The sequence below is a fragment of the Stenotrophomonas sp. NPDC078853 genome, assembly GCF_044901215.1.
Lineage (GTDB): Bacteria > Pseudomonadota > Gammaproteobacteria > Xanthomonadales > Xanthomonadaceae > Stenotrophomonas > Stenotrophomonas lacuserhaii.
This window is the reverse complement of record NZ_JBJDOQ010000003.1, coordinates 308,701-335,310: the sequence shown is the minus strand read 5'-3', so window position 1 is coordinate 335,310 and position 26,610 is coordinate 308,701. Positions and strand designations below refer to the sequence as shown.

The 26,610-nt window shown below is 68.5% G+C and carries 17 protein-coding genes; 14 read left to right on the top strand and 3 right to left on the bottom strand.

All coding sequences use genetic code 11. From position 1 onward, the window contains the following. The first annotated feature begins 81 nt into the window (after positions 1–81). From ACI2JH_RS05305 to tsaB, 7 genes are all read left to right on the top strand, one after another. Positions 82–2,238, top strand: coding sequence for a bifunctional (p)ppGpp synthetase/guanosine-3',5'-bis(diphosphate) 3'-pyrophosphohydrolase (locus ACI2JH_RS05305; RefSeq protein ID WP_182656852.1), 2,157 nt, complete (start codon positions 82–84; stop codon positions 2,236–2,238). A gap of 30 nt (positions 2,239–2,268) precedes the next feature. Next, the gene (locus tag ACI2JH_RS05300; protein ID WP_404735608.1) at positions 2,269–3,831 is read left to right on the top strand and encodes a hypothetical protein; all 1,563 of its coding nucleotides are present in this window, start codon (positions 2,269–2,271) and stop codon (positions 3,829–3,831) included. 170 nt (positions 3,832–4,001) lie between these two features. Next, on the top strand, positions 4,002–4,874 hold the full coding sequence (locus ACI2JH_RS05295; RefSeq protein WP_232771842.1) for a glycosyltransferase family 2 protein: 873 nt from the start codon (positions 4,002–4,004) through the stop codon (positions 4,872–4,874). 112 nt (positions 4,875–4,986) lie between these two features. Continuing rightward, entirely contained in the window at positions 4,987–7,413 is a 2,427-nt protein-coding gene (gene mrcB / locus ACI2JH_RS05290; RefSeq protein ID WP_404735607.1) for a penicillin-binding protein 1B, read from the top strand. A gap of 5 nt (positions 7,414–7,418) precedes the next feature. Then, positions 7,419–7,946 (top strand): hypothetical protein, encoded by a 528-nt coding sequence (locus ACI2JH_RS05285; protein WP_404735606.1) that lies wholly within the window; start codon positions 7,419–7,421, stop codon positions 7,944–7,946. Between the two features lie 482 nt (positions 7,947–8,428). Then, positions 8,429–10,465, top strand: coding sequence for an ATP-dependent DNA helicase (locus ACI2JH_RS05280; protein WP_404735605.1), 2,037 nt, complete (start codon positions 8,429–8,431; stop codon positions 10,463–10,465). 11 nt (positions 10,466–10,476) lie between these two features. Continuing rightward, entirely contained in the window at positions 10,477–11,181 is a 705-nt protein-coding gene (tsaB, locus tag ACI2JH_RS05275) for a tRNA (adenosine(37)-N6)-threonylcarbamoyltransferase complex dimerization subunit type 1 TsaB (RefSeq protein ID WP_182656847.1), read from the top strand. A 507-nt stretch (positions 11,182–11,688) separates the two neighbouring features. Here tsaB and ACI2JH_RS05270 read toward each other — a convergent pair. After that, complete coding sequence (locus ACI2JH_RS05270) at positions 11,689–12,567, bottom strand: energy transducer TonB (RefSeq protein WP_319278498.1); 879 nt, start codon at positions 12,565–12,567, stop codon at positions 11,689–11,691. Further along, a complete protein-coding gene (gshB, locus tag ACI2JH_RS05265) occupies positions 12,564–13,514 on the bottom strand; it encodes a glutathione synthase (protein ID WP_101116179.1) in 951 nt (316 codons plus the stop codon). Before gshB ends, ACI2JH_RS05270 begins: the two co-directional genes overlap by 4 nt. Before the next feature lie 226 nt (positions 13,515–13,740). On the opposite strand from gshB, the gene pilG reads away from it, so the two are divergent. From pilG to ACI2JH_RS05230, 7 genes are all read left to right on the top strand, one after another. After that, entirely contained in the window at positions 13,741–14,142 is a 402-nt protein-coding gene (pilG, locus tag ACI2JH_RS05260) for a twitching motility response regulator PilG (RefSeq protein ID WP_042614342.1), read from the top strand. An 18-nt stretch (positions 14,143–14,160) separates the two neighbouring features. Further along, a complete protein-coding gene (locus ACI2JH_RS05255) occupies positions 14,161–14,523 on the top strand; it encodes a PleD family two-component system response regulator (protein ID WP_057508185.1) in 363 nt (120 codons plus the stop codon). Continuing rightward, positions 14,523–15,053: a chemotaxis protein CheW gene (locus ACI2JH_RS05250; protein ID WP_042614340.1), complete on the top strand. Its 531-nt coding sequence runs from the start codon at positions 14,523–14,525 to the stop codon at positions 15,051–15,053. Before ACI2JH_RS05255 ends, ACI2JH_RS05250 begins: the two co-directional genes overlap by 1 nt. 46 nt (positions 15,054–15,099) lie before the next feature. Continuing rightward, positions 15,100–17,136: a methyl-accepting chemotaxis protein gene (locus ACI2JH_RS05245; RefSeq protein ID WP_042614339.1), complete on the top strand. Its 2,037-nt coding sequence runs from the start codon at positions 15,100–15,102 to the stop codon at positions 17,134–17,136. 111 nt (positions 17,137–17,247) lie between these two features. Further along, positions 17,248–23,835 carry an Hpt domain-containing protein gene (locus ACI2JH_RS05240; RefSeq protein ID WP_404735604.1) on the top strand — a complete coding sequence of 2,196 codons (6,588 nt, stop codon included), beginning with the start codon at positions 17,248–17,250 and terminating at the stop codon, positions 23,833–23,835. Then, positions 23,822–25,144, top strand: a complete 1,323-nt coding sequence (locus ACI2JH_RS05235) for a chemotaxis protein CheB (RefSeq protein WP_404735603.1) — start codon at positions 23,822–23,824, stop codon at positions 25,142–25,144. The genes ACI2JH_RS05240 and ACI2JH_RS05235 overlap by 14 nt, the downstream gene beginning before the upstream one ends. Continuing rightward, entirely contained in the window at positions 25,141–25,602 is a 462-nt protein-coding gene (locus tag ACI2JH_RS05230; RefSeq protein WP_101116173.1) for a chemotaxis protein CheW, read from the top strand. Before ACI2JH_RS05235 ends, ACI2JH_RS05230 begins: the two co-directional genes overlap by 4 nt. Before the next feature lie 171 nt (positions 25,603–25,773). On the opposite strand, the gene ACI2JH_RS05225 is transcribed toward ACI2JH_RS05230, so the two are convergent. After that, on the bottom strand, positions 25,774–26,511 hold the full coding sequence (locus ACI2JH_RS05225) for a 16S rRNA (uracil(1498)-N(3))-methyltransferase (RefSeq protein WP_101116171.1): 738 nt from the start codon (positions 26,509–26,511) through the stop codon (positions 25,774–25,776). Between the last annotated feature and the right edge of the window lie 99 nt (positions 26,512–26,610).

Here is a 26,610-nt window from a genome sequence, read left to right as displayed (position 1 = left end):
GCGCGCGGATGTCCTCGCAGCGATTGTCCCTGAACGGGTGCGGCGCTAGTGTAGTTCGTACCCGTCTTATCTGTGATCGTCGTGAACCGCGCTTCCGTGCCTGGCCTGGATACTCTGTTGAACCGCCCCTCCGCCGCGGCGGTCCACGAACCGTTGCGCGAGGCACTGCTCGGTGCATGGGCCCAGGTCGGGCACGGCGAGATGGTCGACGCCAACTGGTCGGTACTGGGCGATACGTTCGACGCCTTGGCGTTGCTCTCGGCCGACGAAAGCTCGCTGGTGGCCGCGCTGCTGTTCGATCTACCCGCATTGCGCGGCCGCGTCGCCGGCCTGCCGCTGGCCAACCCGGCCGCCGTCACCGGCCTGCTGGACGGCCTGGATGCTGCCGACCAGGTGTGGGCGTTGCATGCCGGGCGCGAAGCGGGCCGCAACAGCGAAGGCCTGCGTCGACTGCTGCTGGCGATCATCCAGGACCTGCGCGTGGTGCCCTTGCTGTTGGCCAGGCAACTGGCGCGGATGCGCGCGGCGGACAAGCTGGACGATGAAGAACAGCGCCGCGCGCTGGCCCAGCTGACCCGCGACATCCATGCGCCGCTGGCCAACCGGCTGGGTATCTGGCAGCTGAAATGGGAGCTGGAAGATCTGGCGTTCCGGCATCTGGAGCCGGATACCTACCGGCGCATCGCGCGCGAAGTGGATGAGACCCGCGTTGCCCGCGAACGCTACGTGGAGAACGTCAAGAAACTGCTGTCGCGTGACTTGGCGGCCAACGGCATCAACGCCGAAGTCAGTGGCCGACCGAAACATATCTACAGCATCTGGCGGAAGATGCAGAAGAAGCGCCTGTCTTTCGACCAGCTCTACGACATCCGCGCGGTGCGGGTGATGGTCGACGATGTCGGCGCCTGCTATGCCGCGCTGGGCGTGGTGCACGCACTGTGGGCGCCGGTGCCGAGCGAATTCGATGATTACATCGCCCGCCCCAAGGCCAACGACTACCGATCGTTGCATACCGCCGTGGTGGGGCCGGAAGGGCGCACGATCGAGGTGCAGATCCGCACCCATGAAATGCACGCGCAGGCCGAACTCGGCGTGGCCGCCCACTGGAAATACAAGGAAGGCGGCAAGGGCGGCGAGAAGGCGTTCGACCGCAAGATCACCTGGATGCGGCAGCTGCTGGAGCAGGCACAGGAGGCTTCGGCCAGTGGACTGGCCGGTGCGCTGGATGCCGAGCTCACCGAGGACCGGGTGTATGCGCTGAGCCCCAAGGGCGAGGTGATGGACCTGCCACAGGGCGCCACCCCGCTGGACTTCGCATACCACGTGCACACCATGGTCGGGCACCGGTGCCGTGGTGCGAAGATCAACGGCCGCATCGTGCCGCTGACCTATCGGCTGCGCAGCGGGGATCGGGTGGAGATCCTGACGGCCAAGGAAGCCGACCCGCGGCGCGACTGGCTGCTGCCGGCCAACGGTTACCTCGCCAGCAATCGATCACGCGAAAAGGTGCGCAACTGGTTCCACAAGCTGGATCGCGCGCGCAACGTGCAGGCCGGCCGCGAGCTGCTGGACCGGGAGCTGAAACGCCTGGGCCTGGCGCAGGCTGATCTTTCCACGGTGCTGAGGAAATTCCATGCCGACAGTGCGGAGGACCTGTACATCCAGGTGGCACTGGGCGACACCGGCCCCAACCAGGTCAGCCGGGCCCTCCTGGAGGCCGAACGCGCCGCCAGCCAGCCGCCTGCGCCGCCGGCCCTGCCGCGTCCGACGGCACGCCGCGAGGGCCTGGGCAAGAGCAAGTTCACCGTGCAGGGCGTGGGCAACCTGCTGGTCCAGTTGGCCCGTTGCTGCCAGCCGGTGTCCGGCGAACCCATCGTGGGCTACCTCACGCGCACCCGCGGGGTGACCGTGCACCGCGCCGATTGCCCGTCGCTGGCCCGCCTTTCGGCAACCAGTCCGCAGCGCATCCTGCCGGTGGAGTGGGGCCAGGCCGGCAGCGGCTACGAGGTGGATGTGGTGATCGATGCGGTAGACCGGCGCTGGCTGCTGAAGGACATCACCAACCTGATCGCGCAGGAAGATGCCTATGTGCTGGACATCCACAGCGACAACGTCCGCAACAGTGGCCAGGCCCACCTGCGCCTGCGGCTGAAAGTCAGCGACTTCGACCAGCTTTCCGCGCTGCTGGGCAAGATGGATGCGCTGCCTGGTGTCAGCCAGGTCCGCAGGCTCGGCTGAACTTCACGTCCTCCGGGCTAGTCTTCGCACATGGAAAGGAATTCGCGTCGCGCAGGCGGGCCGGGACACGATGCGCTGCAGCGCGTACGCCAGGAAGGGCGCTGGTGGTGGCTGCAGGCACGGCACACGCACAGGATCTGGCGCTGGGCGCTGCTGGCTGCCGTCGTGCTGTTCCTCGCCCTGATCCTGCTGCGAAGGCCGCTGGCCGACTGGTTCTGGGATGAGCCGCGCATCCAGCAGTTGCTGGAGCAGGGAGATCGTGCCTTGCTGGCGGGCCGCCTGAGCGCAGCCGATGGCAGTGGCGCGCGCGAGTATTTCCAGGCTGCACTGGCGCTGGATGGCGACCGCAGCCAGGCACGCGAGGGCTTGGCGCGGACCGGCGCGGCGGCGCTGCGGTGGGGCGCGGAGGCGCTGGCCCGGGACGACCTCGGTTCGGCCGCCGAAGCGCTCGCGTTGGCGCGGCAGCTGCAGGTGCCACAGCCGGCCAGCGAGGCCCTCGCGCGCCAGCTTCGCGACCGGCAGGCAGCAGGCGCCGGGCTTGACGTGCTGCTGGGCCAGGCGCGCCAGGCACTGGCTGCCGGACGGCTGGACGACACCCCGGAAGATGTCCTGCCGCTGCTCCAGCGCGTGCTCGAACTGCGTCCTGTGGACGTGGCGGCCCTGGAGGCGCGTGAAGACGCGCTCAGCGATCTACTGCTGCGTGCACGCACGGCCAGCGAGCGTGGGGATGTGCAACAGGCCGCCCGGCTGTTACGGCGCGCACGTGAGTATGATCCGGGCCATGCCGACCTTCCGGCCAGCCAGGAGGCGCTGTCGCGCGCGCTGGAATTGCGTGCGCGTCAGGCTGCCCGCGAGCTGCAGCGTGGCCGGCTGGACGCTGCTCTGGCGCAGCTGCAACCTGCGCTGGACGCTGCGGGGGACGACCCGGCCGTTGCCCTCCAGCGCGGGCGCTTGGCCGCCGCGTTGCTGAAGCAGGGCCAGCGCCTGGCGGCGGATTACCGCTTCGATGAGGCCGCGGCGCGGCTTGACGATGCGCAACGCCTGCAGGGAGCCTCGCGTGAGCTCACGGCGGCCCGCCAGCAGGTGGAGCGTGCCCGCCTGGCAAGGCAGTCACAACGCGGCAGCGGTGTGCGTCCCGGTGCCAGCACGAAGCAGCTCGGGCGCCTGCTGGAACAGTTGGGCGAGGCCGAGGCGCGCGGACAGTTGATCGCCCCGCCCGGTGCCAGTGCCTACGATGCGCTGCGCGAAGCCCAGTCGCTCGCCCCGGACGACCGGCGCGTCGTTGCGGCGGCCAAGCGCCTGCTGCCGGCCAGCCGCCATTGCTTCGAGGACGCACTGCGGCAGAACCGGGTGGAAGCGGCCGGCGGCTGCCTGCAGGCGTGGCAGACCCTGGCGCCGACCGATCCCGGGTTGGGGGTGGCGCGCAACCGCCTTGCCCTGCGCTGGGTTGCCATTGGCAGTGAACGGCTGGGCAGTGGAGATGTCGGGTTCGCGGCGCGCGCCGCCCTTCAGGCCCGCCAACTGCAGCCCACGCTTGCTGAACTTCCTGCGTTCGAAGCACGTGTCCTCCAGGCAGGCGGGCTTCCGCGCTGAGCCGTTGCGCTGTCGGCCGCTTGCCGTGTCCGCTATAGTCCTGCCGCTGCATCCCTCTGCCACGGTCTTCCATGCCTGCTGCTGTCCCTCTTGCCGAAAACGCGGTCCGCCATGCGGACGGACGAGGACATGCAACGCGTTTCGACGCGCAGTCTACCTGCGCGGTGATCGTGACCTATGGACCGGACCCCGCGCTGCTGCAGCAGGTAGTGGCCAGCGTGGTTCCCCAGGTGGGACACGTGGTGGTGTTCGACAACGGCAGCGGTGGGGTGGACGTGGCCGGCCTGCTGGCGGGACATCGCCGCGTGAGTGTGATGCCATCGGCGCTCAACGTCGGCCTGGGCGCTGCGTTGAACCGGGCCTGCGAACGCGCGCGCGAACTGGGTTTCCTGCATGTGCTGATGATGGACCAGGACAGCGTGCTGGCCGAAGGCATGGTGCGCACCCTGGGTGCGGCGCTGGTCGAGCTGCAGCAGGGCGGTGACGTGGCGGCGGTGGGGCCGCAGTTCCGCGATGCGCGCAGCGGCGAGCTGGCGCCGTTCGTGCGCTTTGGATTTCCGTTCAACCGCAAACTGCGCGGCGGGCCAGGGCAGCGGGTGTCCTGCGATTTCCTGATCACCTCCGGTTCGCTCGTTCCGGTGGAATCACTGGTGCGGATCGGACCGATGGACGAAGCACTGTTCATCGATAACATCGACATGGACTGGTGCTTTCGTGCCAAGCGTGCGGGCCTGTCCCTGCACGGCATATGCGATGCGCAGATGGCGCACAGCATCGGTGAGGAGCTGCTCGCTTCACGGGTGAAGCAGGACGGGGTGATCGTACACAAACCGTTCCGCCTGTACTTCATCATGCGCAACCGGGTGCTGCTGTATCGCCGCGTTTATACCCCGCGGGTGTGGATCGCCCAGGATGTGCCGCGACTGGTGCTCAAGTTCATCGGCAACGCCTTGTTCCTTCCGGCGCGCTGGCAGCGACTGGTGTTCATGTGCAAGGGACTGCGCGACGGCGTGGTGGGCCGCACCGGCGGACTGCCCGGCTGAGCCTGCCCGGCGCCGCGGCCAGCTTGAACTGAACCCAACGGCGGGGACGGGAACAGGCAGCGTTCGCGGGGCCTGGGGTAGACTCGGCGCATTCAAATATCGCGCCCTGCCTGTGCCCCGACGCTACGATTCCGACGACATCGACGATCTCGACGACGACAACGACACCGGCGCTTCGCCTTGGCGCCGTCGGTTGATCACCTGGAGCATGGCCGCCGTTGCGCTGGGGCTGGGCTTCCTGATCCCGTATACGGTGTACCTGAACCATCAGGTTACCCAGCGCTTCGGGGAGCTGCGCTGGCAGATCCCCACGCGGGTGTACGCGCGCCCGCTGGTCCTGCTGCCGGGCAAGGCGATGGACGCGGCCACGCTGAAGACCGAACTGGCCGCGTCGGCGTACCGCGATGACGGCGTCGGCGAGGCGCCGGCGACCTACGCGGTGAAGGGCTCGCGCTTCACCATTTCCAGTCGTGGTTACAACGATGTTGACGGCCGCGTGGCGCCGCGACGGGTGGAGCTGACGCTGTCCGGCGGCAGCATCGCCTCGCTGCGTGATGCTGAAGGGCGCAAGGCACTGAAGGCCGCGCGCCTGGATCCGGCCCGCATCGCCACGCTGTACGGGCAGAAGCAGGAAGAGCGCCGCCTGATCCGCATGGAAGAAGCGCCGGACCTGTTGGTCACCGGCCTGCAGGCAGTGGAAGACAAGGACTTCAACCGTCACCACGGCATCGATCTGTCCGGCATCGCACGCGCGGTGTGGGTGACGGTGCGGTCCGGAGGGCAGAGCCGGCAGGGCGCTTCCACGCTGACCCAGCAGCTGGCGCGCAGCGGCCTGCTCGGCATCGGCAAGGAACAGACGCTCACCCGCAAGTTCAACGAAGTGCTGTTCGCGCTGATCATGGAAGCGCGGTATGACAAGCGCACCATCTTCGAGGCCTACCTCAACCAGGTGTATCTGGGGCAGCGCGGCAGCCAGGCCATCCATGGCATGTCCTCGGGCGCCGAGTTCTGGTTCGGGCGCGACCTGTCATCGCTGGAAAGCGAGCACATCGCGCTGCTGATCGGCCTGGTGAAGGGGCCGTCCTATTACGATCCGCGGCGCAATCCGGAGCGCGCGCTGGACCGGCGCAACTTCGTGCTTGGCAAGCTGCACGAGGCCACGCTGATCGATGATGCGGAATACCAGCGCGCCGTGAAGGCGCCACTGGGCGTGCCGAAGAATCCCGGCATCGTGGCGGCCAACCGGTTCCCGGCCTACATCGACCTGGTGCGTCGCCAGCTCGGCCATGACTACCCTGAGTCGGTGCTGCAGGGCGCAGGAATGAGCGTGATGAGTGGCATGGCGCCGTCCGCACAGGCTTACGCCGAAGGCGCGGTGACCCGCACCGTGAAATCGCTGGAGAACAAGAAACGGCCGGAGATCCAGGCCGGCCTGGTGCTGACCGACGTGCATAACGGGGACGTGTTGGCCGTTGTGGGTAACCGCGATGTTTCCGCGCCGGGCTTCAACCGGGCCATCGAGGCGCAGCGCCAGGTCGGCTCGCTGCTCAAGCCGTTCGTGTACCTGCTGGCGCTTGCCCAGCCGGATCGCTACTCGCTGGCCAGCTGGGTGGATGATTCACCGGTCACCGTGAACCTTGGGCGCAACCGCAACTGGTCGCCGGGCAACGCGGACAACCGCAGCCACGGCACGGTCCGGCTGGTCGATGCGCTGGCACATTCGTACAACCAGGCCACCGTGCGGGTGGGCATGCAGGTGGGTCCGGAGCGGGTCACCCAGCTCATCCACGTGCTGGCCGGGATCAAGGCCGACCCGAATCCGGCGGTGATCCTGGGCGCGACCGACCAGAGCCCGTATGCGATGGCCCAGCTGTACCAGTTCCTGGCATCCGGCGGTGAAATACAGCCGCTGCATGCCGTGCGTGGCGTGCTGGATCCGCAGGGCAAACTGCTGAAGCGTTATGACAAGACCCCGGCGCCGGCCCAGGAAGGGGATTCGATCGCCGCCAACCTGATCAGCATCGGCCTGCAGCAGGTGGTCTCCAGCGGTACTGCCCAGCGCCTGAACGCCGATGGCCTGGCGCGCCTGCAGGCGGCCGGCAAGACCGGCACCTCCAACGACGGCCGTGACAGCTGGTATGCCGGCTACACCGGTGACCACCTGGCGGTAGTGTGGATGGGCAACGACCAGAACGAGCAGACCGGACTGTTCGGCGCCACCGGCGCGATGCGGGTCTGGTCGGGCATCTTCTCGCGCCTGCCGACCGCGCCGCTGCGGGTCAGTGACAAGGGCCTGGACTACCAGTACGTCGAGGCCACTGGAACCGGCGCCACCGATGCGGGCTGTCCCGGCGCCCGCCGCTTCCCGTTCGTGGTCGGCTATGCGCCAGCGTACGCGCCCTGTGCCCCGCCTGCCGCGTTGCCCGAAGAGGGTGGCCAGCAGGGTGGGGGCTGGCGCAGCTGGTTCGGCCTGGATCCCAAGCCGGATGCTCCCGCAGAACCTTCGGCGCAGCCAGCGCCTTCGACGTCCCCGAGGTGAGTGCCATGTCTTTCCGTACCCTGCGCGTGTCCCTGGTTGCACTGGCGCTGAGCGCCTCGCTGGCTGCCTGTGTCAGCGCGCCACCGCCGGTGGTGGCGCCAGTGGATACCACGACGCCCGCCCAGCGCATGGCCGCAGTCGAGGCCGCCGCAGGTCCTGATGACAAGGAAGTATCGGTGGCGCCGCTGCGCGATCCGCAGGTCGACGATCTGCGCCAGTCGGCGCAGGCGCAGCGTCAGGCCGGTGACTTGGCGGCTGCGGCAGCGCATCTGGACCGGGCGCTGGGCCTGGTGACCGACGATCCAGCGGTGCTGCAGGAGCGCGCCGAGATCGCGCTGCTGCAGGGCCAATGGGCCCCGGCCGAACAGTTCGCGCACCAGGCCCTGCAGCTTGGATCAAAAACCGGTCCGCTGTGCCGTCGGCACTGGGCGACGATCGAGCAGGCGCGCCTGGCGCGCGGCGAGAAAGAGAACGCCGTGTCGGCGCATGCACAGATTGCCAGCTGCACCGTGCCGCCGATCATGCGCTACTGAGGTCGGCGAACGGGTGGGACCCCCTCGCGGGTGGCTTTCAGGCTGGAGCTGGGTTTGGGCCGGGCGGTGGGGCTGTGCGGGGGACGGCAGAAGCCGCATCCTGCGGGCCTCGTTTCGCGCCATCCATGGCGCTCGACGCCCCCGCCCAGCCCCACCACCCGCGCAAGAAAAAAGAGAAAAAGCGGTAGCGCCGACCCATGGTCGGCGGCTCTCTATCCGTTCACCTGAACCATTCCGCCGACCATGGGTCGGCGCTACCAAGGCCTCCATGGACCTGTCGAAGGTGGGGCGGGGTGGGTTGGCGGGGGCGTTGAGCGCCATGGATGGCGCGAAACGAGGCCCGCATGGATGCAGTCCTTGCCGTCCCCCGCCAATCCACCCCGTCCCGCCAACACACAGACCCCCAGCTGTTCGCTTCGGCTTCTGCGCTGCCGGGCGCGGCCCGGCGAAAACGCTCCCCACCCGGTATCCTGTCAGCGTTGATGAAGCCTGATCTTGTCCATGCCAGCCGCGAGGCGCTGAGCCAGGGCGGGGCGCTCGCCTCCCACCTGGACGCGTTCGTGCCACGCCCGGCGCAACTGTGCCTGACCGAAGCGATTGCCGAAACATTGCAGCAGCGGGACCTGCTGCTGGCCGAGGCGGGTACCGGCACCGGCAAGACCTATGCATACCTGGTACCGGTGCTGCTGTCGGGGATGAAAACCATCATCTCCACCGGTACCCGCGCGCTGCAGGACCAGCTTTACCATCGCGACCTGCCGCGCGTGCGACAGGCACTCGGCGTCGGCCATCGCAGTGCGTTGCTCAAGGGGCGCGCCAATTACCTGTGCCGTTACCGGCTGCAGCAGGCGCGCGGCGAGCCGCGTTTCAGCTCGCCACAGCAAGCGGCCGAGTTCCAGCGCATCCTGGCCTGGTCCGGGCGTACCCGGCATGGCGACATGGCCGAACTGGATGCATTGGCCGACGATTCCCCGCTGCTGCCGATGGTCACCTCCACGGTGGACAACTGCCTTGGCCCTGACTGCGCCTACTACGATGACTGCTTCGTGGTGCAGGCGCGCCAGCGCGCCCAGGCCGCGGACGTGGTGGTGGTCAACCACCACCTGCTGCTGGCCGACCTGGCGTTGAAGCAGGAAGGCTTCGGCGAGCTGCTGCCGGGGGCGGAGGCGTTCGTCATCGATGAAGCCCACCAGCTGCCCGAGCTGGCGGCACAGTTCTTCGGTGAAGGCTTCGGCATGCGTCCGTGGCAGGAGCTGGCGCGCGACTGCCTGCTGGAAGCGCGCAGTGTGGCCGGTGCGCAGGCCGCCCTGCAGGCGCCGGTTTCAGCGCTGGAGCACGCGCTGATCGACCTGCGTACCGCGATGGACGGCCTGCCATCGCGCGGCACGCAGTGGCGTGCGCTGGCGGTGCCGCAGGTACGCGATGGTTTCGATGCGGCGATGAGTGCACTGCATGCCCTGCTGCAGGGGCTGGAGGGCCTGCGCGAAGCCTCGTCCGGGCTGGACGCCTGCCATGCGCGCGCGCGCGAGGCGGTGTCGCGGCTCGGTCGCTGGCTGGGCGATGACGCGCCGCTGCTGGACTTCGATGCCGAGCCGGACACGGCGGTTGGCGAAGCCGGCGATGTGCTGTGGTACGAACTCACCCCGCGGGGATTCCGCTGCCAGCGCACGCCGATGGATGTGTCCGGTCCACTGCGCGAACACCGGCAGCGCACGCTGGCGGCGTGGATATTCACCTCGGCTACGTTGACCGTCGGCGGTGGCTTCGAACACGTGGTCCAGCGCTTGGGCCTGGACGATCCGCGCACCCTGGTCCAGCCCAGCCCCTTCGACTGGCCGACCCAGGCGCTGTGCTACCTGCCGGAAGGCTTGCCGGATCCGGCCGCGCGCGGGTTCGGTACCGCGCTGATCGCCACCCTGCGCCCGGTGCTGGAGGCCTCGCACGGGCGTGCCTTCCTGCTGTTTGCATCACATCGCGCGCTGCGCGAGGCGGCCGAAGCGCTGCGCGGCGGGCCCTGGCCCTTGTTCGTACAGGGCGAGGCGCCGCGTGCGACGCTGCTGCAGCGCTTCCGCGAATCCGGCAACGGGGTGCTGCTGGGATCGGCCAGTTTCCGCGAGGGCGTAGACGTGGTCGGTGATGCGCTGAGCGTGGTGGTCATCGACAAGCTGCCCTTCGCCGCACCGGACGACCCGGTATTCGAGGCCCGGCTGGAGGCAATCCGCACCCAGGGGGGCAACCCGTTCCGCGACGAACAGCTGCCGCAGGCAGTGATCGCGCTGAAGCAGGGCGTCGGCCGCCTGATCCGCAGCGAGACCGACCGCGGCGTGCTGGTCCTGTGCGACCCACGGCTGCTCAACCGAGGCTACGGCCGGGTCTTCCTGGACTCGCTGCCACCGTTCCGGCGCACTCGCGCGCTGGCCGATGTACAGGCCTTCTTTGCCCCACAATGGTTGCCGGCGGCGCCTGCGCCTGCTCCCGATGACGTGCCGCCGCCGGGTACGCCGCTCTCCCTGTTCTGACCATTGAAACGATGAAACTGCTCGCCTTTGAACTGTCCACCGAAGCCTGCTCCGTTGCCGTCCACGTGGATGGGCAGGTACGCGAACGCTTTGAGATCGCGCCGCGCCGGCACGCCGAGCTGGCCCTGCCGTGGGCCGAGGAACTGCTCGCCGAGGCAGGCATCGCGCGTTCGCAGCTTGATGCCATCGCCCTGGGCCGCGGTCCGGGCGCGTTCACCGGCGTGCGCCTGGCCATCGCGCTGGCGCAGGGCGTTGCGCTGGCGTTGGATCGCCCGCTCATTCCGGTTTCCACGCTGCAGGCACTGGCGATGCGCGCGCCGGCCGAGGCAGGCCAGGTGCTGGCTGCCATCGATGCGCGGATGGGCGAGGTCTACGTGGCCCGCTATCAGCGGGTCGACGGCCTGCCCTGGCTGCAGGATGCCGAGCGGGTGTGCCCGCCACAGGCGGTGGTGCTGCCCGAGGGAATCCGCTGCGCCGGCGTGGGCACCGGCTTCGGCGCGGCCGAGGGCGCGATCGTGGCGCAGCTGGGCACTGCGTTGATCAGCGTGGACGCCACGGCGTTGCCGCGTGCTTCGGATGTTCTGGCGCTCGCGCTGCCGCTGTTGGCGCGCGGCGAAGCGATCGCCCCGGAGCGGGTGGAGCCGGCGTACCTGCGCGACAACGTGGCGTTGACGCTGGTCGAGCAGCAGGCGTTGCGGGCGTCCAGACAGCGCTGAGGGCGCGAACGGGTGGACCCCCTCGCGGGTGGCTGCTGGTTGCCGCAGCTGGGTTGGGCCGGGCGGTGGGGCTGGTCGGGGGACGGCAAAGGCTGCATCCATGCGGGCCTCGTTTCGCGCCATCCATGGCGCTCAACGCCCCCGCCCAGCCCCACTGCCCGGCCCATGACAGATTCCGGGGACCGTCACCCGCGTAATAAAGAAATAGAAAAGCAGTAGCGCCGAGCCATGCTCGGCGGCCTTTATCCGTTCACCTGAAACATTCCGCCGACCATGGGTCGGCGCTACCAGAGCCGCGTGCTCCAAGGCCGCCTTGGACCTGTCGAAGGTGGGGCGGGGTGGGTTGGCGGGAACGCTCATCCGCAGAGGTCCTGCACCGGCGAGCAAGCGGATGGGGACAACCCACCCCGCCCCGCCCACAAACAACCCTGCAGCTGTTGACGTTGACGTTGACGTTGCTCGAAAAAAAGCAGGCGCCGGGCGCAGCCCGGCAAACACACACACCCCTCAGTCGTCGCGCAATTCGCCACCGGGCAGGAACGCCCAGGTGCGGGTCACCTGCAGGATATCCACGTCGTCCTTGGTCTGCGGCAGTGCCGGGAACGGCTGCGCCAGCCGCACCACGCGCAGGGCCGCCTCGTCCAGCAGCGGGGTCCCGCTTGAGCGCAGGATGCGCGCGCTTTCCACGCTGCCATCGCGGCGCACGCCCACGGTGATCACCACCTGTCCGCCCAAGCGGCGCTGGCGCGCTTCATCGGGGTAGTTCAGGTTGCCCACGCGTTCGGCCCGGTCTACCCAGGCGCGCAGGTAATTGGCCCAGGCGTATTCGCGGGTGCTGGCGGAAACGAACTTGCGGTTGGGCCGCTTGGCATACTGCGCCGAGCGCAGATGTACCTCGGCGGCGAGCCGGGCCATCTCGGCATCGCGCTGCTCGCGCGCGTTCAACGGCGAATCCGGGCGCGGCTGTTCCGGCATCGGTTGCTGCTGGGCCCGCACCACCTGCTCTTCGCCATTGCGGCTGCTCACCACCCGCGACTGAGGCGGCGGCGGGGCGGCGGCATCCTGGCGTTGCTGCGGTACCGGACTGCTGCCGGGCAGCGCCTGCGGCACCACGCCGGTCTGGCTCTCGCGCGGACGCATCGCCTTGTCGTGCTCGCCGCCGCCGACCTGGCTGGCGGCGGCCAGGAAATCGGCCTGCTTGGGCGTCAGGGCGGTCTGGGTCTGGGTGAAGATCACGTCCAGCGTCGGCACCAGCGGGGCGTCGCCGCGCACCGCGAACCCCACGCCCAGGATCAACAGTGCATGCAGGGCGATGGACAGGGCCAGGGTCGCGCCCAGCCGCTGTGATTCGCGGCCGCCGGCACCGGGGGAAACCATCGCGCTCATCGCGGCAGGTCGGCCTCGATGGCATCGAACAGCTGGCCGGCAATGTTCAGGCCGTACTGCGCGTCGAGTTCACGCACGCAGGTCGGGCTGGTCACATTGACCTCGGTGAGGTACTCGCCGATCACGTCCAGGCCGACGAAACGCATGCCACGCCGCTTCATCTCCGGGCCCACCTGGGCTGCGATCCAGCGGTCACGCTCGCTCAGCGGACGGCCTTCGCCGCGTCCGCCGGCGGCCAGGTTGCCGCGGAACTCATCGCCCTGCGGGATCCGCGCCAGGCAGTAATCCACCGGCACGCCGTCCACCAGCAGGATGCGCTTGTCGCCGGCGGTGATGTCCGGGATGAACTTCTGCGCCAGGGTCAGCTTGCGGTCGCCATCGGTCAGCGTTTCCAGGATCACGTTGAGGTTCGGATCGCCGGTGCCGCTGCGGAAAATCGAGCGTCCGCCCATGCCGTCCAGCGGCTTCAGCACGGCCTGGCCGTGTTCCAGCACGAAGGCCTTCAGCGCCTTGGCATCGCGGCTGACCAGGGTCGGGGGGCAGCACTGCGGGAACAGCAGGGCGGCCAGTTTCTCGTTGTAATCGCGCAGTCCCTGCGGATTGTTGACCACCCGCGCGCCGGCCGTGGCCGCCACGTCGAGGACCTGGGTGTCGTAGATGAACTCGGCATCCACCGGCGGGTCCTTGCGCATCAGCACGACCTGTCCAGGGCCGAACACGGTCTGGCTGAATTCGCCCAGGGTGTACCAGTCGGCCGGGTCGTCGCGCACCTGCAGCGGGGCGGTGCGCGCGACAGCGCGGCCGTTGTCCAGGCTCAACCCGCCGGGCTTCACATAATGCAATGCGTGGCCTCGGCGCTGCGCTTCCAGCAGCATGGCGAAGGTGGTGTCCTTGGCGATCTTGATATGGGCGATGGGGTCCATCACCACGATGACGTTCAACGGCATGGCGGCACCTGTCAGGCAAGGTGCTGATGGTAGCGGCTCCGCCCGCGGCGTGCCCGCCTGTCTGCGCGCAACGCTGCGTGCGGCCCATGATTCCGGCCCCCGGCAACACGGCCGGACGGGCCTCACGCACGAAAGTCGTCGCCGAACTTGCTGGCGGTCACGCAAGTGCGATATAGATACGCCTTCGCAGCGGCACCGACCGAAGTGCCGCGCATGGGGAACGGTAATGACTGAGAACATGACTGCGGGCGGGGAGCTCGCAGGACTCCGGGTGATGGTCATCGACGATTCGAAGACCATTCGAAGGACGGCGGAAACGCTGCTGAAACGCGAAGGCTGCGAGGTGGTGACCGCCACCGACGGCTTCGAGGCCTTGGCCAAGATCGCAGACCAGCAGCCGCAGATCATCTTCGTGGACATCATGATGCCGCGGCTTGACGGCTATCAGACCTGTGCGCTGATCAAGGGCAACCAGCTGTTCAAGTCGACGCCGGTGATCATGCTGTCGTCCAAGGATGGTCTGTTCGACAAGGCGCGCGGGCGCATCGTCGGCTCGGAGCAGTACCTGACCAAGCCTTTCACGCGCGAAGAACTGCTGGGTGCCATCCGCACATACGTCAACGCCTGACCAGGGGGGAAAGGCAAAATGGCTCGTATCGTCCTGATCGAGGATTCACCGACCGACCGTGCGGTGTTCAGCCAATGGCTGCGCAAGGCAGGGCATGAGGTCGAAGAGGCAGACAACGCCGAAGCCGGGCTGGAACTGGTTCGCAGCCAGCTGCCGCAGCTGGTGCTGATGGACGTCGTGCTGCCGGGCATGAGTGGCTTCCAGGCCACCCGCGCACTGGCCCGCGACGCGGCCACCAAGCACATCCCGGTGATCATCGTCAGCACCAAGGCGATGGAAACCGACAAGGCCTGGGGCCTGCGCCAGGGGGCTGCCGATTACATCGTCAAGCCGCCGCGCGAGGAAGACCTGATCGCGCGGATCAACGAGCTGGTGTCCTGATGCGCTCTCCCTTCGACATCCTCGAAGCGTACGAGCGCCGCAGCCTGGCCCATGCGGTGCAGCTGCCCGAACGCCAGTTCGCCCAGGACCTGTGGCGTGGGGTGGGGTACCGCGTCGGCCATCGCCGCCTGGTCTCGGACTTCCGCGAGGTGGTGGAAATCGTGCCGATGCCACCGGTGACGCCGGTGCCATGCGCGCAGCCGTGGCTGCTGGGCGTGGGCAACCTGCGCGGCAACCTGTTCCCGGTGATCGACCTGAAACTGTTCCTGGAAGGCGCGCGCACGGTGCAGCAGGAAGGCCAGCGCGTGCTGGTGATGCGCCAGGCCGGAGGCGATGTGGCACTGACCATCGACGAACTTTACGGCCAGCGTAGTTTCGAGCTGGACCAGGAAGTGGCGGCCGGTGGACTGGCCGAGGGGCGCTACGCCCACTTCGTCGAACGCGCCTTCCATGCCGACGACCACGACTGGGGCGTTTTCTCGCTCTCGCTGCTGTCGCGCACTCCCGAATTCCGGCAAGCCGCGGCCTGAACGCTGGCTTCCGTTCCTGCATTGCATTGAACATCGAGGTTGAACGATGAGTACTGCTTCCGATTCCAGCAAGGCGGCCAAGGTGCGCCTGGGTGGCACCAACGCGTGGTTGATCCTGCTGCTGCTGGCGATGGCGCTGTTCGGCCTGAACACCGGCGTGGCCACCTGGCAGGGCAGCCGCCTGGCCGACGCCAGCACCAAGGCCGCCGACCTGCAGGTGCTGTCACAGCAGCTGGCCAACCAGGGACGAGAAGCAGTGGCCGGCAACGCGCAGGCCTTCACCGCGTTCAAGGCCACCCGCACCGCGATCGATGAGAACGTCGCCACCCTGCAGGGCCGCTACGGCACCGAACCGGGCGTGTCCGCCCCGATCGGCAAGCTGGCCGCGACCTGGCAGCCGTTGGCCAAGAGTGCCGCCCAGCTGGTGTCCAGTGAGCCGGCGGTGCTGACCCTGGCCGGCAACGCGAACAACTTCACCGGTGCCGTGCCGGGCCTGCAGGCACAGTTGAACGAAGTGGTGCGCGCGATGAGTGCCTCCGGTGCACCGTCGGCGCAGATCTACAGCGCGCTGCAGCAGGTCGTGGTCGCCGGCACGATGGCGCGCCGGGTCACTGAAATCCGCGCCGGTGGCTCCGGTGCCGCCGGCGCCGGCGATGCCCTGGCCCGCGACATCACCGTGTTCAGCCAGGTGCTCGACGGCCTGCGCAACGGCAACGAGGACATGGGCATCGCCGCAGTTCGTGGCGCTGCCGCGCTGGCCGCGCTGGAGCAGTCCCAGCAGCAGTGGACGGCGATGAAGACCGACGCCGATGCGATCCTGGCCAGCTCGCGCCAGCTGTTCGCCGCGCAGGCCGCGGCCGCCAGCCTGACCGCCGGTTCGTCGGACATGCTGGCCGACAGCAAGGGCCTGTTCAACGCGTTCTCTTCCTTCGGCTCGGCCAGCGATACGCGGCTGTTCCCGAACTTCTGGATCGGCGTGGTGTCCGGCGCGCTGTCGCTGATCGCGATCATCGGCTTCGTCAGCACCTCGGTGCGCGGACGTTCGCGCGAGCAGGAACTGCGTTACCAGACGCAGGTGGAATTCAACAGCCGCAACCAACAGGCCATCATGCGGCTGCTGGATGAAATCAGCTCGCTCGGTGAGGGCGACCTGACGGTGAAAGCGTCGGTGACCGAAGACATGACCGGCGCCATCGCAGACGCCATCAACTACGCCGTCGACGAGCTGCGCCACCTGGTGACCACCATCAACGACACCTCGGCCAAGGTCGCCGTGTCCACCCAGGAAACCCAGGCCACGGCGATGCAGCTGGCCGAAGCGGCAGGCCACCAGGCCAACCAGATCACCACCGCCTCGGACCGCATCGGCGAGATCGCGGCAAGCATCGAACAGGTATCGCGCAATTCCTCCGAGTCCGCCGAAGTGGCGCAGCGCTCGGTGGTCATCGCCGCCGAAGGTGCCGGCGTGGTGCGCGAAACCATCCAGGGCATGGACCAGATCCGCGATCAGATCCAGGAAACGTCCAAGCGCATCAAGCGGCTGGGTGAGTCTTCGCAGGAAATCGGCTCGATCGTGGAACTGATCAACGACATTTCCGAGCAGACCAACATCCTGGCGTTGAACGCGGCGGTGCAGGCCGCTTCTGCAGGCGAGGCCGGTCGCGGTTTCGCCGTGGTGGCCGATGAAGTGCAGCGCCTGGCAGAACGCACCTCCGGTGCGACGCGACGCATCGAAGGCCTGGTGCAGGCCATCCAGGCCGATACCAACGAAGCGGTCACCTCGATGGAGCAGACAACCGCCGAGGTGGTGTCCGGTGCACGCCTGGCCGAGGACGCCGGCACCGCGCTGACCGAGATCGAGCGCGTGTCCAACGCCCTCAACAACCTCATCAAGAACATCTCCGTGGCCGCCCAGCAGCAGTCCTCGGCCGCGTCGGACATCACCCATACCATGGGCGTGATCCGGCAGATCACCGGCCAGACCTCGCAGGGTGCGGGGCAGACCGCCGAATCGATCGGCCACCTGGCACAGCTGGCCGCCGACCTTCGCCGCTCGGTCGCCGACTTCAAGCTGCCGGCGTAAGCCGGCAGTACGGGGAAGCAAGGATTACCTGATGAAGCATCGTCACTATTTCCGCCACACTGCATGCCATGCCCCGCGCGGCATGCGTTCGCTGGCGACCGGAGTCCGCCCATGAGTACCCTGCGCGATGCAATGAGCCATGCCGCCCTGGGCTGGGTGAAGCCGGAGCTGGATGAGACCCTGCGCCAGGTGCGCAACGAGGTCGAGTACTTCGTCGAGGCGCCCGCCGACGCCAGCCGCATGCGCCTGTGCGCCGGCTACCTGCACCAGGTGCAGGGCACGCTGCGCATGGTGGAACTGTATGCACCGGCGATGGTGGCCGAGGAGCTGGAACAGCTCGCCGTGGCGATCGGCAATGGAGAGGTCGCCGAGCGCGATGAATCCTGCGCGACCCTGATGCGTGGCAGCGTGCTGCTTCCGGATTACCTGGAGCGCCTGCAGAACGGCCACCGCGACATTCCGATCGTGCTGCTGCCGCTGCTCAACGAAATCCGTGCCGCGCGTGGCGTGGCGGGCATCAATGAAAGCGTGCTGCTGGCCTTTGCGCCGGACAGCGTCGGCGCTACCGAAGCCGAACTCGACCACGCCCGCGGCAGCCTGAGCGGGCGCAACCGCGAACTGCTCGATACCGTCGGCAACGCGGTGAAGGAAGAGCTGCTGCGCATCAAGGACGCGCTGGACCTGCACCTGCGCACCGGCGGCGCGCCGCAGCAGCTGCAGCAGCAGGTCAACGAACTTGCCGCGGTGGGCGATACGCTGGCCATGATGGGCCTGGACGTAGCGCGCAACGTGGTGGTGCAGCAGCGCGATGCGCTCAGCAGCGTGGTCGCGGGCGAGCAGCAGATCGACGAGAGCCTGCTGCTGGATGTCGCCGGTGCACTGCTGTACGTGGACGCTTCGCTGGATGACCAGGTAGCCCATCTGGGCGCGACCGGCAGCGGCGAAGATGACCCTTCCGCCGCCGAAACCCGGCGCACGCTGGAAGTGCTGGCGCACGAAGCGATCGCCAACTTCACCGTGGCCCGTGAGCATTTCGTCGCCTTCATCGAAACCAACTGGAACCACGAACAGCTGCAGGACGTACCGCGCCTGCTGGGCGAAGTCGGCGGCGCGCTGCGCATGCTCGACCTGCCGGTGCCGGCCGACTACCTGAAGGGCGTGCAGCTGTACATCGACGCCGAGTTGATCGGGCGCCAGCGCGTGCCCAGCGGACGCCAGCTGGACACGCTGGCTGATGCAATGGCCAGCCTGGAGTATTACCTGGAAGCGCTGCGCGATCGTCGCGCCGGGCGCGAGAGCATCCTGGAGATCACCCGCAGCAGCCTGGAAGCCCTGCGCTACTGGCCGCTGCCGGTAGCCAACGCCGCCGCCGTCGAGCCGCTGGCCGATGCGGCGCCGCAGCCGGTGCAGCGCGAAGCCGTGCTGCCGCCGCCGCTCGCGGTGCCCGGGCTGGAAACGCTGGAGCTGCCCGCACTGGTCGTGGCCCCCGCACAGGTGCCGCCGCCGCTGCCGGACTTTGTATTCGACACCGCGCCGACCGTACCTGCGCTGGACGTGCAGGGCCTTGAGCCTGCATCCGATGCACCTGCCGATGCGCAAGCGCTCGACGGCGCACCGTTGGAGCATGTACCGACCGAACCGGCGGCCCCGACGCTGGTGTTCGCCGCGACCACCGCGGTTCCGCCGCAGGTGCCGGCCTGGGAACTCGGCAGCTTCCACGCGACGCCTGAAGAGAGCGACAGCCGCGCGCCGACCTTCACCGACTTCGATCCGGTATTCGCTGAAGATGCCGCCGATGCCACGCGTTGGACGGTCGAACCGGTTACCCAGGTGGATCTGTCCGTCGCCGACGAGGATCAGGGCACGCTCGCCGATGCTGCTGCACACGGAGACGTGCCCGGAGTGCTCGGCGACGCCGACGATGGCCTGCTGCTGATCGATGGCGCTGACTTCGACCCGGTGCTGGCCGAAGTCGAGGCGGAAGACGATGCGATCGAGCCGGTCAGCTTCCGCTTCGATGAGGGCGGCATCAGCCGTGCCGACGATGTCCTTTCGTTGGAAGCGCTGGAAGCCTCGGTCATCGAGGCGCCGGCAGGATTCGATGTGATCACTGCTGCCGAACCGGCGCCGTTCGCATCGTCCGAGCCGCTGCAGGCAAATGAAGCTGAGCCACCGTCGCCCGACTCTGCGGTGGTCGACGATGCCGATGCGCGCTTCCTGGCCGAACTGGCCGCGGCTGCGGCCGACTTCAATCCGCAGCCGGAGCCGCAGGCGCCGCTGTTGGCCGAAACGCCGGTTGCCGCCGCCGAAACGCTCGACGGTGGATTCGACGAGCAGGCTGAGAACATCGACCAGGACATCCGCGAGGTGTTCCTGGAAGAGTTCGACGAAGAACTGATCAACCTCGGCGGGCTGTTGCCGGCCTGGCGCGCGCAGCCGGACAACATGGACCGCCTGCGTCCGATCCGCCGCGTGTTCCACACGCTGAAGGGCAGTGGGCGCCTGGTGGGCGCGCGTACGCTGGGCGAGTTTGCCTGGAAGATCGAAGGCATGCTCAACCGCGTGCTGGATGGCTCCCGCCCGGCAACGCCGGCGGTGGTGGCCGTGGTCGAACAGGCCTACCACGCCCTGCCCGAACTCAATGCAGCACTGCGCAGTGGGCAGCGCGTCAGCGCGGACCTGCAGGCGCTGCAGTCGATCGCCGACCGCGTTGGCGCCGGCGAAGAAACCTTCCACGTGCCGCTGCCCATCCATCCGGTCGCCACGGCGGTTTCCGGAACGGACGAACAGGCCGGGATCGATGCGCTGGAAGCAGCCTTCGCCGCCGATGTGGCGCCCGCCTCCCTCGAGGGTGCGCCGGCCAGCATCGACAGCGTGCTGCGCGAGATCCTGGAAGCCGAAGTGGAAGCGCACATGGCCACCCTGCACGGGTGGCTGGCGTCGTCGCGCGTCGACCCGCAGCCGGTCTCCGATCCGCTGCTGCGTGCCGTGCACACCATGAACGGTGCCTTCGCCATGACCGATGTGCCGGAGATCACCTCCGTCACCGGCGCGGCCGAAAGCTACATCAAGCGCTCGCTGGCGGCTGCCGAAGCGCCCAGCCATGAGGGCGTGCATGCGCTGGACGCCACTGCGCGCGCGATCGAAGCCACGATGCTGGCGTTGCAGGCCGAATCGCCCCGCATCCCGCTGCAGCAGGAACTTGCCGAACGCCTGCAGGCGCTCGCCGCGACCCTGCCCGAAGCGCGTTGGCCGGTGATGGAAGATGCCGCCGATGTGCTTGAACAGGCGCAGCCAGACCCTGCTGCCGTCAGTGCCGATGTCGATCTCGACCTCGAGGTGATCGACGCGGCCGAGCCGGTAGCGCAGGCCGAGGCCGAGGTCGAGGTCGAGGTCGAGCAGATCGCCGAGGCGATGGTCGACAGCGGCGAACTGCACGTCATCGAGCCCGAGCGCGAGTCCGCCAGCGATGAGGTTGCACGGATTGAAGAACGGTCCAGCGACGAGCAGGTCGCACCGTTCGACGCGCCGGCCGTGGCTCAGGTCGAACTGACCGGCGCCAACGATCTGTCTTCGTTCCTGGATCCGCTACCGGCGCCGTCGGTCGAGCACGAATGGGGCGCCGAGCCGACCTTCGTCGCGGAAGCCGACGTGCCGGCGGCAACATCGCACGAGAGCGACCAGGCCACCGCCGAACCGGCCCAGGACCACGATGTCGAGGTGCAGCTGACCGGCGCAGAGGACCTGTCGCTGTATCTGGACGACGCAGCGCATGCCGCGCTGCCCGACAGTTACGTGCCGGGTGCCGTCGAACCTGCCGCCCAGCACGACGAACCGCTCGGGCAGGCGCTCGAGGCGACCGGCGGGGCGACCGGCGAGGAGGCGGGCGAGGAGGCGGGCGAGGCGCTGTCCGACGAACTGCAGGGCAGTGCCGCCTTCGGCGAAGCCGTGTCGCTGCAGGAAGCGCTGGATGAAGGGCTGCACGTCATCGACGATTCCGTAGAGGAAGACGCGGGCGAGCTCATCTCTGTCGCCGGCGATGCCGGATCGGCGCGCGAGGACGCGGCTTTCGCCGAGAACAGCGATGCCGATGAGCCGGCTACGGCGCCATACGCCGAGGAACCGGAACCGCTCGCTGTCGAAGCCGAAGTCGAAGCCGAAGCCGAAGCCGAAGCCGACGTCGTGCAGCAGCCGTACTTCGAGATGGAGCCTGCCGCTGCATCGCTTGCTGGTTCGTCCAGCGCCGGTGCAGCCGAGGTGCCGCAAGATGCGCGCGAGCTTGCCCTGCAGGACGCTGTGGACGCCTCGGATAACGAAGCAGTCGAAGCGGAAGCAGTCGAAGCAGAAGTCGGCAGCGCCGATGCGCTGGACTTCAGCGTGCTGGACCGCGAGCTGGTCGACATCTTCGTCGAAGAAGGCAAGGACCTGCTCGACCATTGCGACGGCCTGATCAGCGAACTGCGCACCGCGCCGGAGGACCGTGAGCCGTTGGCCGGCCTGCAGCGCGACCTGCACACGCTGAAGGGTGGCGCGCGCATGGCCGGCATCAATCCCATCGGTGATCTCGGCCACGGCATCGAGTCGCTGCTGGAAGCGGTGTTCGCCGGACGCACCAGCATCGAGCACAGCGACGTGCAGCTGTTGGAGCGCGGCTTCGATCGCCTGCACCAGATGCTCACCCTCACCGGCAACCATCGCCAGGTGGCAGCGGCCGATGACCTGGTGGCTGCTTTCGATGCGCGTACCCAGGGCCGGCCGGCCACGCAGGCCGAGGCCGACGAACCCGCCGCTGCCGCGCCCAGTGCGGCCGAGCTGATCGCCAGCCTGCCGCTGTCCGCGCCACTGCCGGTGGAAGCCGGCGGCGAGGAAGAAGGCGGCGCGCGTCCGCAGCAGGAACAGGTGCGCGTGCGTGCCGACCTGCTCGATCGCCTGGTCAACCACGCCGGTGAAGTGGCGATCTACCGTTCGCGGCTGGAACAGCAGCTCGGTGCCTTCCGCGGCGCCATGGGCGAACTGGACCGCACCAATGCCCGTCTTCGCGACCAGCTGCGCCGTCTTGACCTGGAAACCGAGGCGCAGATCGTTGCGCGCTACCAGCGCGAGCAGGAGCAGGCCGACCACAGCTTCGATCCGCTGGAACTGGACCGCTTCTCCACGCTGCAGCAGCTCAGCCGCGCGCTGAACGAATCAGCAGCCGATCTTGGCGGCCTGCAGGGCGTGCTGGACGACCTCTCACGCCAGTACGATTCGTTGCTGCAGCAGCAGTCGCGCGTCAGCTCGGAACTGCAGGACGGCCTGATGCGCGCGCGCATGGTGCCGTTCGACGGGCTGGTGCCGCGCCTGCGCCGTGTGGTGCGCCAGGCCGGTACCGATACCGGCAAGCAGGTCCACCTGACGCTGGAAGGTACCCACGGCGAACTCGATCGCAACGTGCTGGATCGCATGGTGGCGCCGCTGGAGCACATGCTGCGCAACTCCGTCGCCCACGGCCTGGAAACGGCCGAACAGCGGCGCGCGGCAGGCAAGCCGGTGGAAGGCGAGATCTCGTTGCGCCTGCACCGCGAAGGCTCTGAAATCGTGCTCGACGTGGCCGACGACGGTGCCGGGCTGGACCGCGAAGCGATCCGCCGGCGCGCGCTGGAACGCGGCCTGATCCAGGCCGATGCCACCCTGGCCGACAACGAACTGGACAACCTGATCTTCGCCTCCGGCTTCAGCACCGCCGACCAGCTCAGCCAGCTGGCCGGGCGCGGCGTGGGCATGGACGTGGTGCGCAACGAAGTGCGCCAGCTCGGCGGCAGCGTGGAAATCCACTCGGTACGCGGCCAGGGCGCTCGTTTCACCCTGCGCCTGCCGCAGACGCTGGCCGTCACCCAGGCGGTGTTCGTGCAGATCGGCGAGACCACCTTCGCCGTCCCGGTGGGTTCGGTCAGTGGCATCGGCCGTATTTCGCGCGACCGTTTCGAGGCCGGCGACAGCACCTACCGCTACAGCGGCGAGGAGTACACGCTGCATGACCTGGGCAGCCTGATCGGCCAGGCCCCGGCCCGTGCCGAAGGGCAGGCGCAGGTGCCGCTGCTGCTGGTGCGGGCCGGCGACCTGCGCGCTGCGGTGGCGATCGACCAGGTGCTCGGCAACCGCGAAATCGTGGTGAAGCCGGTCGGCCTGCAGATCGCCTCGGTGCCGGGCATCTACGGTGCCACCATCACCGGCGATGGCCGCGTGGTGGTGATCCTGGACGTGGCACCGCTGGTGCGCCGCTTCGTCGCCAACCCGGAGCGTTCGCTGCCGGTGGCCGAACTGGAACAGCAGCGCCAGGTGCCGGTGGTGATGGTGGTGGACGATTCGCTGACCATGCGCAAGGTCACCGGCCGCATCCTGGAACGCCACAACTTCGAAGTCAGCGTGGCGCGCGATGGCGTGGAAGCGCTGGAGCGGCTGGAAGAACGCGTACCGGACCTGATGCTGCTGGATATCGAGATGCCGCGCATGGATGGCTACGAGCTGGCCACCGCGATGCGTGCCGACCCTCGTTACCGCGACGTGCCGATCGTGATGATCACCTCGCGCAGCGGCGACAAGCATCGCCAGCGCGCTTTCGAAATCGGCGTGCAGCGTTACCTGGGCAAGCCTTACCAGGAGCTGGACCTGATGCGTAACGTGTACGACCTGCTGGGGATCGCCCGTGTCCGAGAATGATGCAAGCCTGCCGCCGGCCGTCGCGCTGCTGGCACGCCCGGGCGCGGCCCGCGACCGCCTGCGCGAGGCGCTGGTCCAGGCCGGCGTGGCGCTGGTGCTGGAAGAAGATCCCGATGCGCTGGATCCTGCAACGCTGATCGCGCTTGCCCCGCAGGCCGTGGTGATCGCACTGGAGCCCGCCGTGGAAGCCGCCCTGGAACGGCTGGACGATGCGCTGTCTTCGCCGGCTTTCACCCTGGTGTTCGACGAGGCCGAACTGGCGGCGCGCCGCGAAGGCTGGGAAACCCAGCGTTGGGCGCGGCACCTGGCGGCCAAGCTGCATGGTCATCGCGAAGTGCTGCCGCCCGGTGCGGAAATCGAAGAAGACCTGCAGATCGAACCGGGGATGCCGGATACGCCGGCCCAGCTGCACGTTGATGCGCCGCTGGACTTCCACCTGGACGAAGCGGTCGACGCGGCTGATCTGCTGGCGGGCGACAGCCTGTATGAAGCACCCGCGCAGTGGCAGGAGCCGCAGACGCTGGAACAGGCACTGGCGGCGAACCTGCCCGAAGCCGACGCCCCTGCCACGCCTGTCGATGCAGGCGCCGTGGTGCCGCCGCCGCTGGCCGACCACAGCCGCTGGGCGCTGCTGGACGAGGACGCCGCGCCCGCTGCGGTGAGCCGCCAGACCGCCGCGCCGCCGGCGTTGCCGGTATTTGATTCGGCCCACCTATCGCTGGTGGACATGGACGACACGCCGCCCGGTACCGGGCCACGCCGCGGCGCGCGCGGCGCGGTGGTGGTGCTGGCCGGCATCGGCGGCCCTGATGCGCTGCGGCGCCTGCTGGCCGCTTTGCCGTCGGCGCTGGACGTACCGCTGCTGGTGCGGATGCCGCTGGACGGCGCGCGCTACGGCAATCTGGTCAAGCAGATGGCGCGGGTTTCGCCGTTGCCGGTGCTGCTCGCCGAAACCGGCGCAGATGTGCTGGAAGGCCACGTCTACATCCTGTCCGACGACACCGCCACCGTGCTGCGTGATGGCGGACTGCAGTTCGAAAGCCGACCCCAGGGCCTGGAACTGGCGCGGCTGCCGCCGGGCGAAAGCGCGGTGATCCTGCTCAGTGGTGCCGACCTGCTGCAGGTCGACCCGGCACTGACGCTGGCCGAGGCCGGTGCATGGGTGGGCGGCCAGGTGGGCGAGGGCTGCTACGACCCGGCCGCGGCCACCGCCGTGGTGGCGGCCGGCATGTTCGCCGGTGAGCCGCAGGAGCTCGCACAGGCCATCAGTGCCCGCTGGGCACGTCCGGAACAAGGGGAAGCACAGTGAGCCATGCCAACAACGATGAGATCCGCGGGGTCCTGATCCAGTCCGGTCCCGAACGCGTGCTGCTGCCCAATGCCACCGTGGCCGAAATGATGGCCAAGGTGCAGGTGCAGGCGAGCGCGGAAGGTCCCGACTGGCTGCTGGGCACGCTGGCCTGGCACGGCTGGGAGGTGCCGCTGGTGTCCTTTGCGCGGCTGTCCGGGCTGGGCGAGGAAAGCATCGGCGGCAACAACAAGGTCGTGGTGCTCAAGGCCTTGGCCGGTAATGCCCAGCGCCCGTATTTCGCGCTGCTGACGCAGAGCTTCCCGCAGCTGATTTCGGTGCCGCGCGATGGCCTGCTGGCCGATGCGTCCGAAGAAACCCTTCCCGACAGCGTGCACATGCGCGTGCTGCTGGGTGAGCAGAGCGCGCTGCTGCCGAACCTGGACGCGGTGGAAACCGCACTGGATTCGCTGCACTGAACCCAGCAGTGGGTGGGTGACGACCAGCCCGGTGGGTGACGACCAACCCGGTGGGTGACGACCGGTGGTCGTCACGCCCTTGCCCAGGCCGAAGCGTAACGACCAACGGTCGTCACCCACCACGAGCAACGGCCTTGACCTACCCACGACCCACGGTCGCAGGCGCGCGCCTCAGCCCATGTCGCCCAGGCGTGCCTGCAGGGCCGCGATCGCGGCGAGCCCCGCCGTTTCCGTGCGCAGGATCCGCGGCCCCAGCTGCAGCCCCTGGAAGCCCGCTGCCGCCAACTGCTGGCGATCGCGCGGCGACCAGCCGCCCTCCGGACCAATGGCGATCACCACGCCGCCTGCGGGCGCTGCCTGCAGGGTGGACAGGCGGTGGCTGCCTTCCGGGTCCAGGGTCAGGCGCAGTGTATCGGCGGGCAGCACCGCCATCGCTGCGGCCAAGCCCAACGGCGGGCCCAACTGCGGAATCACCGCACGCCCTGACTGGCCGCAGGCGGACTGCACCACGTTGTTCCAGTGCGCGACGCGCTTCTCTGCGCGCGCGGCATCCAGCTTTACTTCGGTGCGCTCGGCATTGACCGGCACCACGGCCGCCACGCCGAGTTCGGTGGCCTTCTGCAGGATCAGGTCCATCTTCTCGCCGCGCGCCACGCCCTGCAGCAGGGTGATCCGCAGCGACGATTCGTTGGCCAGCGGCGTGGCTGCTTCGATCCGCACCTGTGCATCACGCTTGCCGGCGACGACAATCGTGGCGGCATAGTCATGCCCATCACCATTGAACAGTACGCAGGCATCGCCCTCGCGCAGTCGCATCACCCGCAGCAGGTGGTTGGCGGCGTCTTCGGGAAGCGACACGGTCTGGCCGGCCTGCAGGGGAATCGACACGGGGCAGCGGGTCACGCGCATGCGGCGTTCTCCAGAACGGATGGGCGGGCGTCCTGCGGGGAGGGGGGTGTCTCTGCTAGCATCGTGGGCTCATGAACATGTTGCTTCCTCCGTCCATTC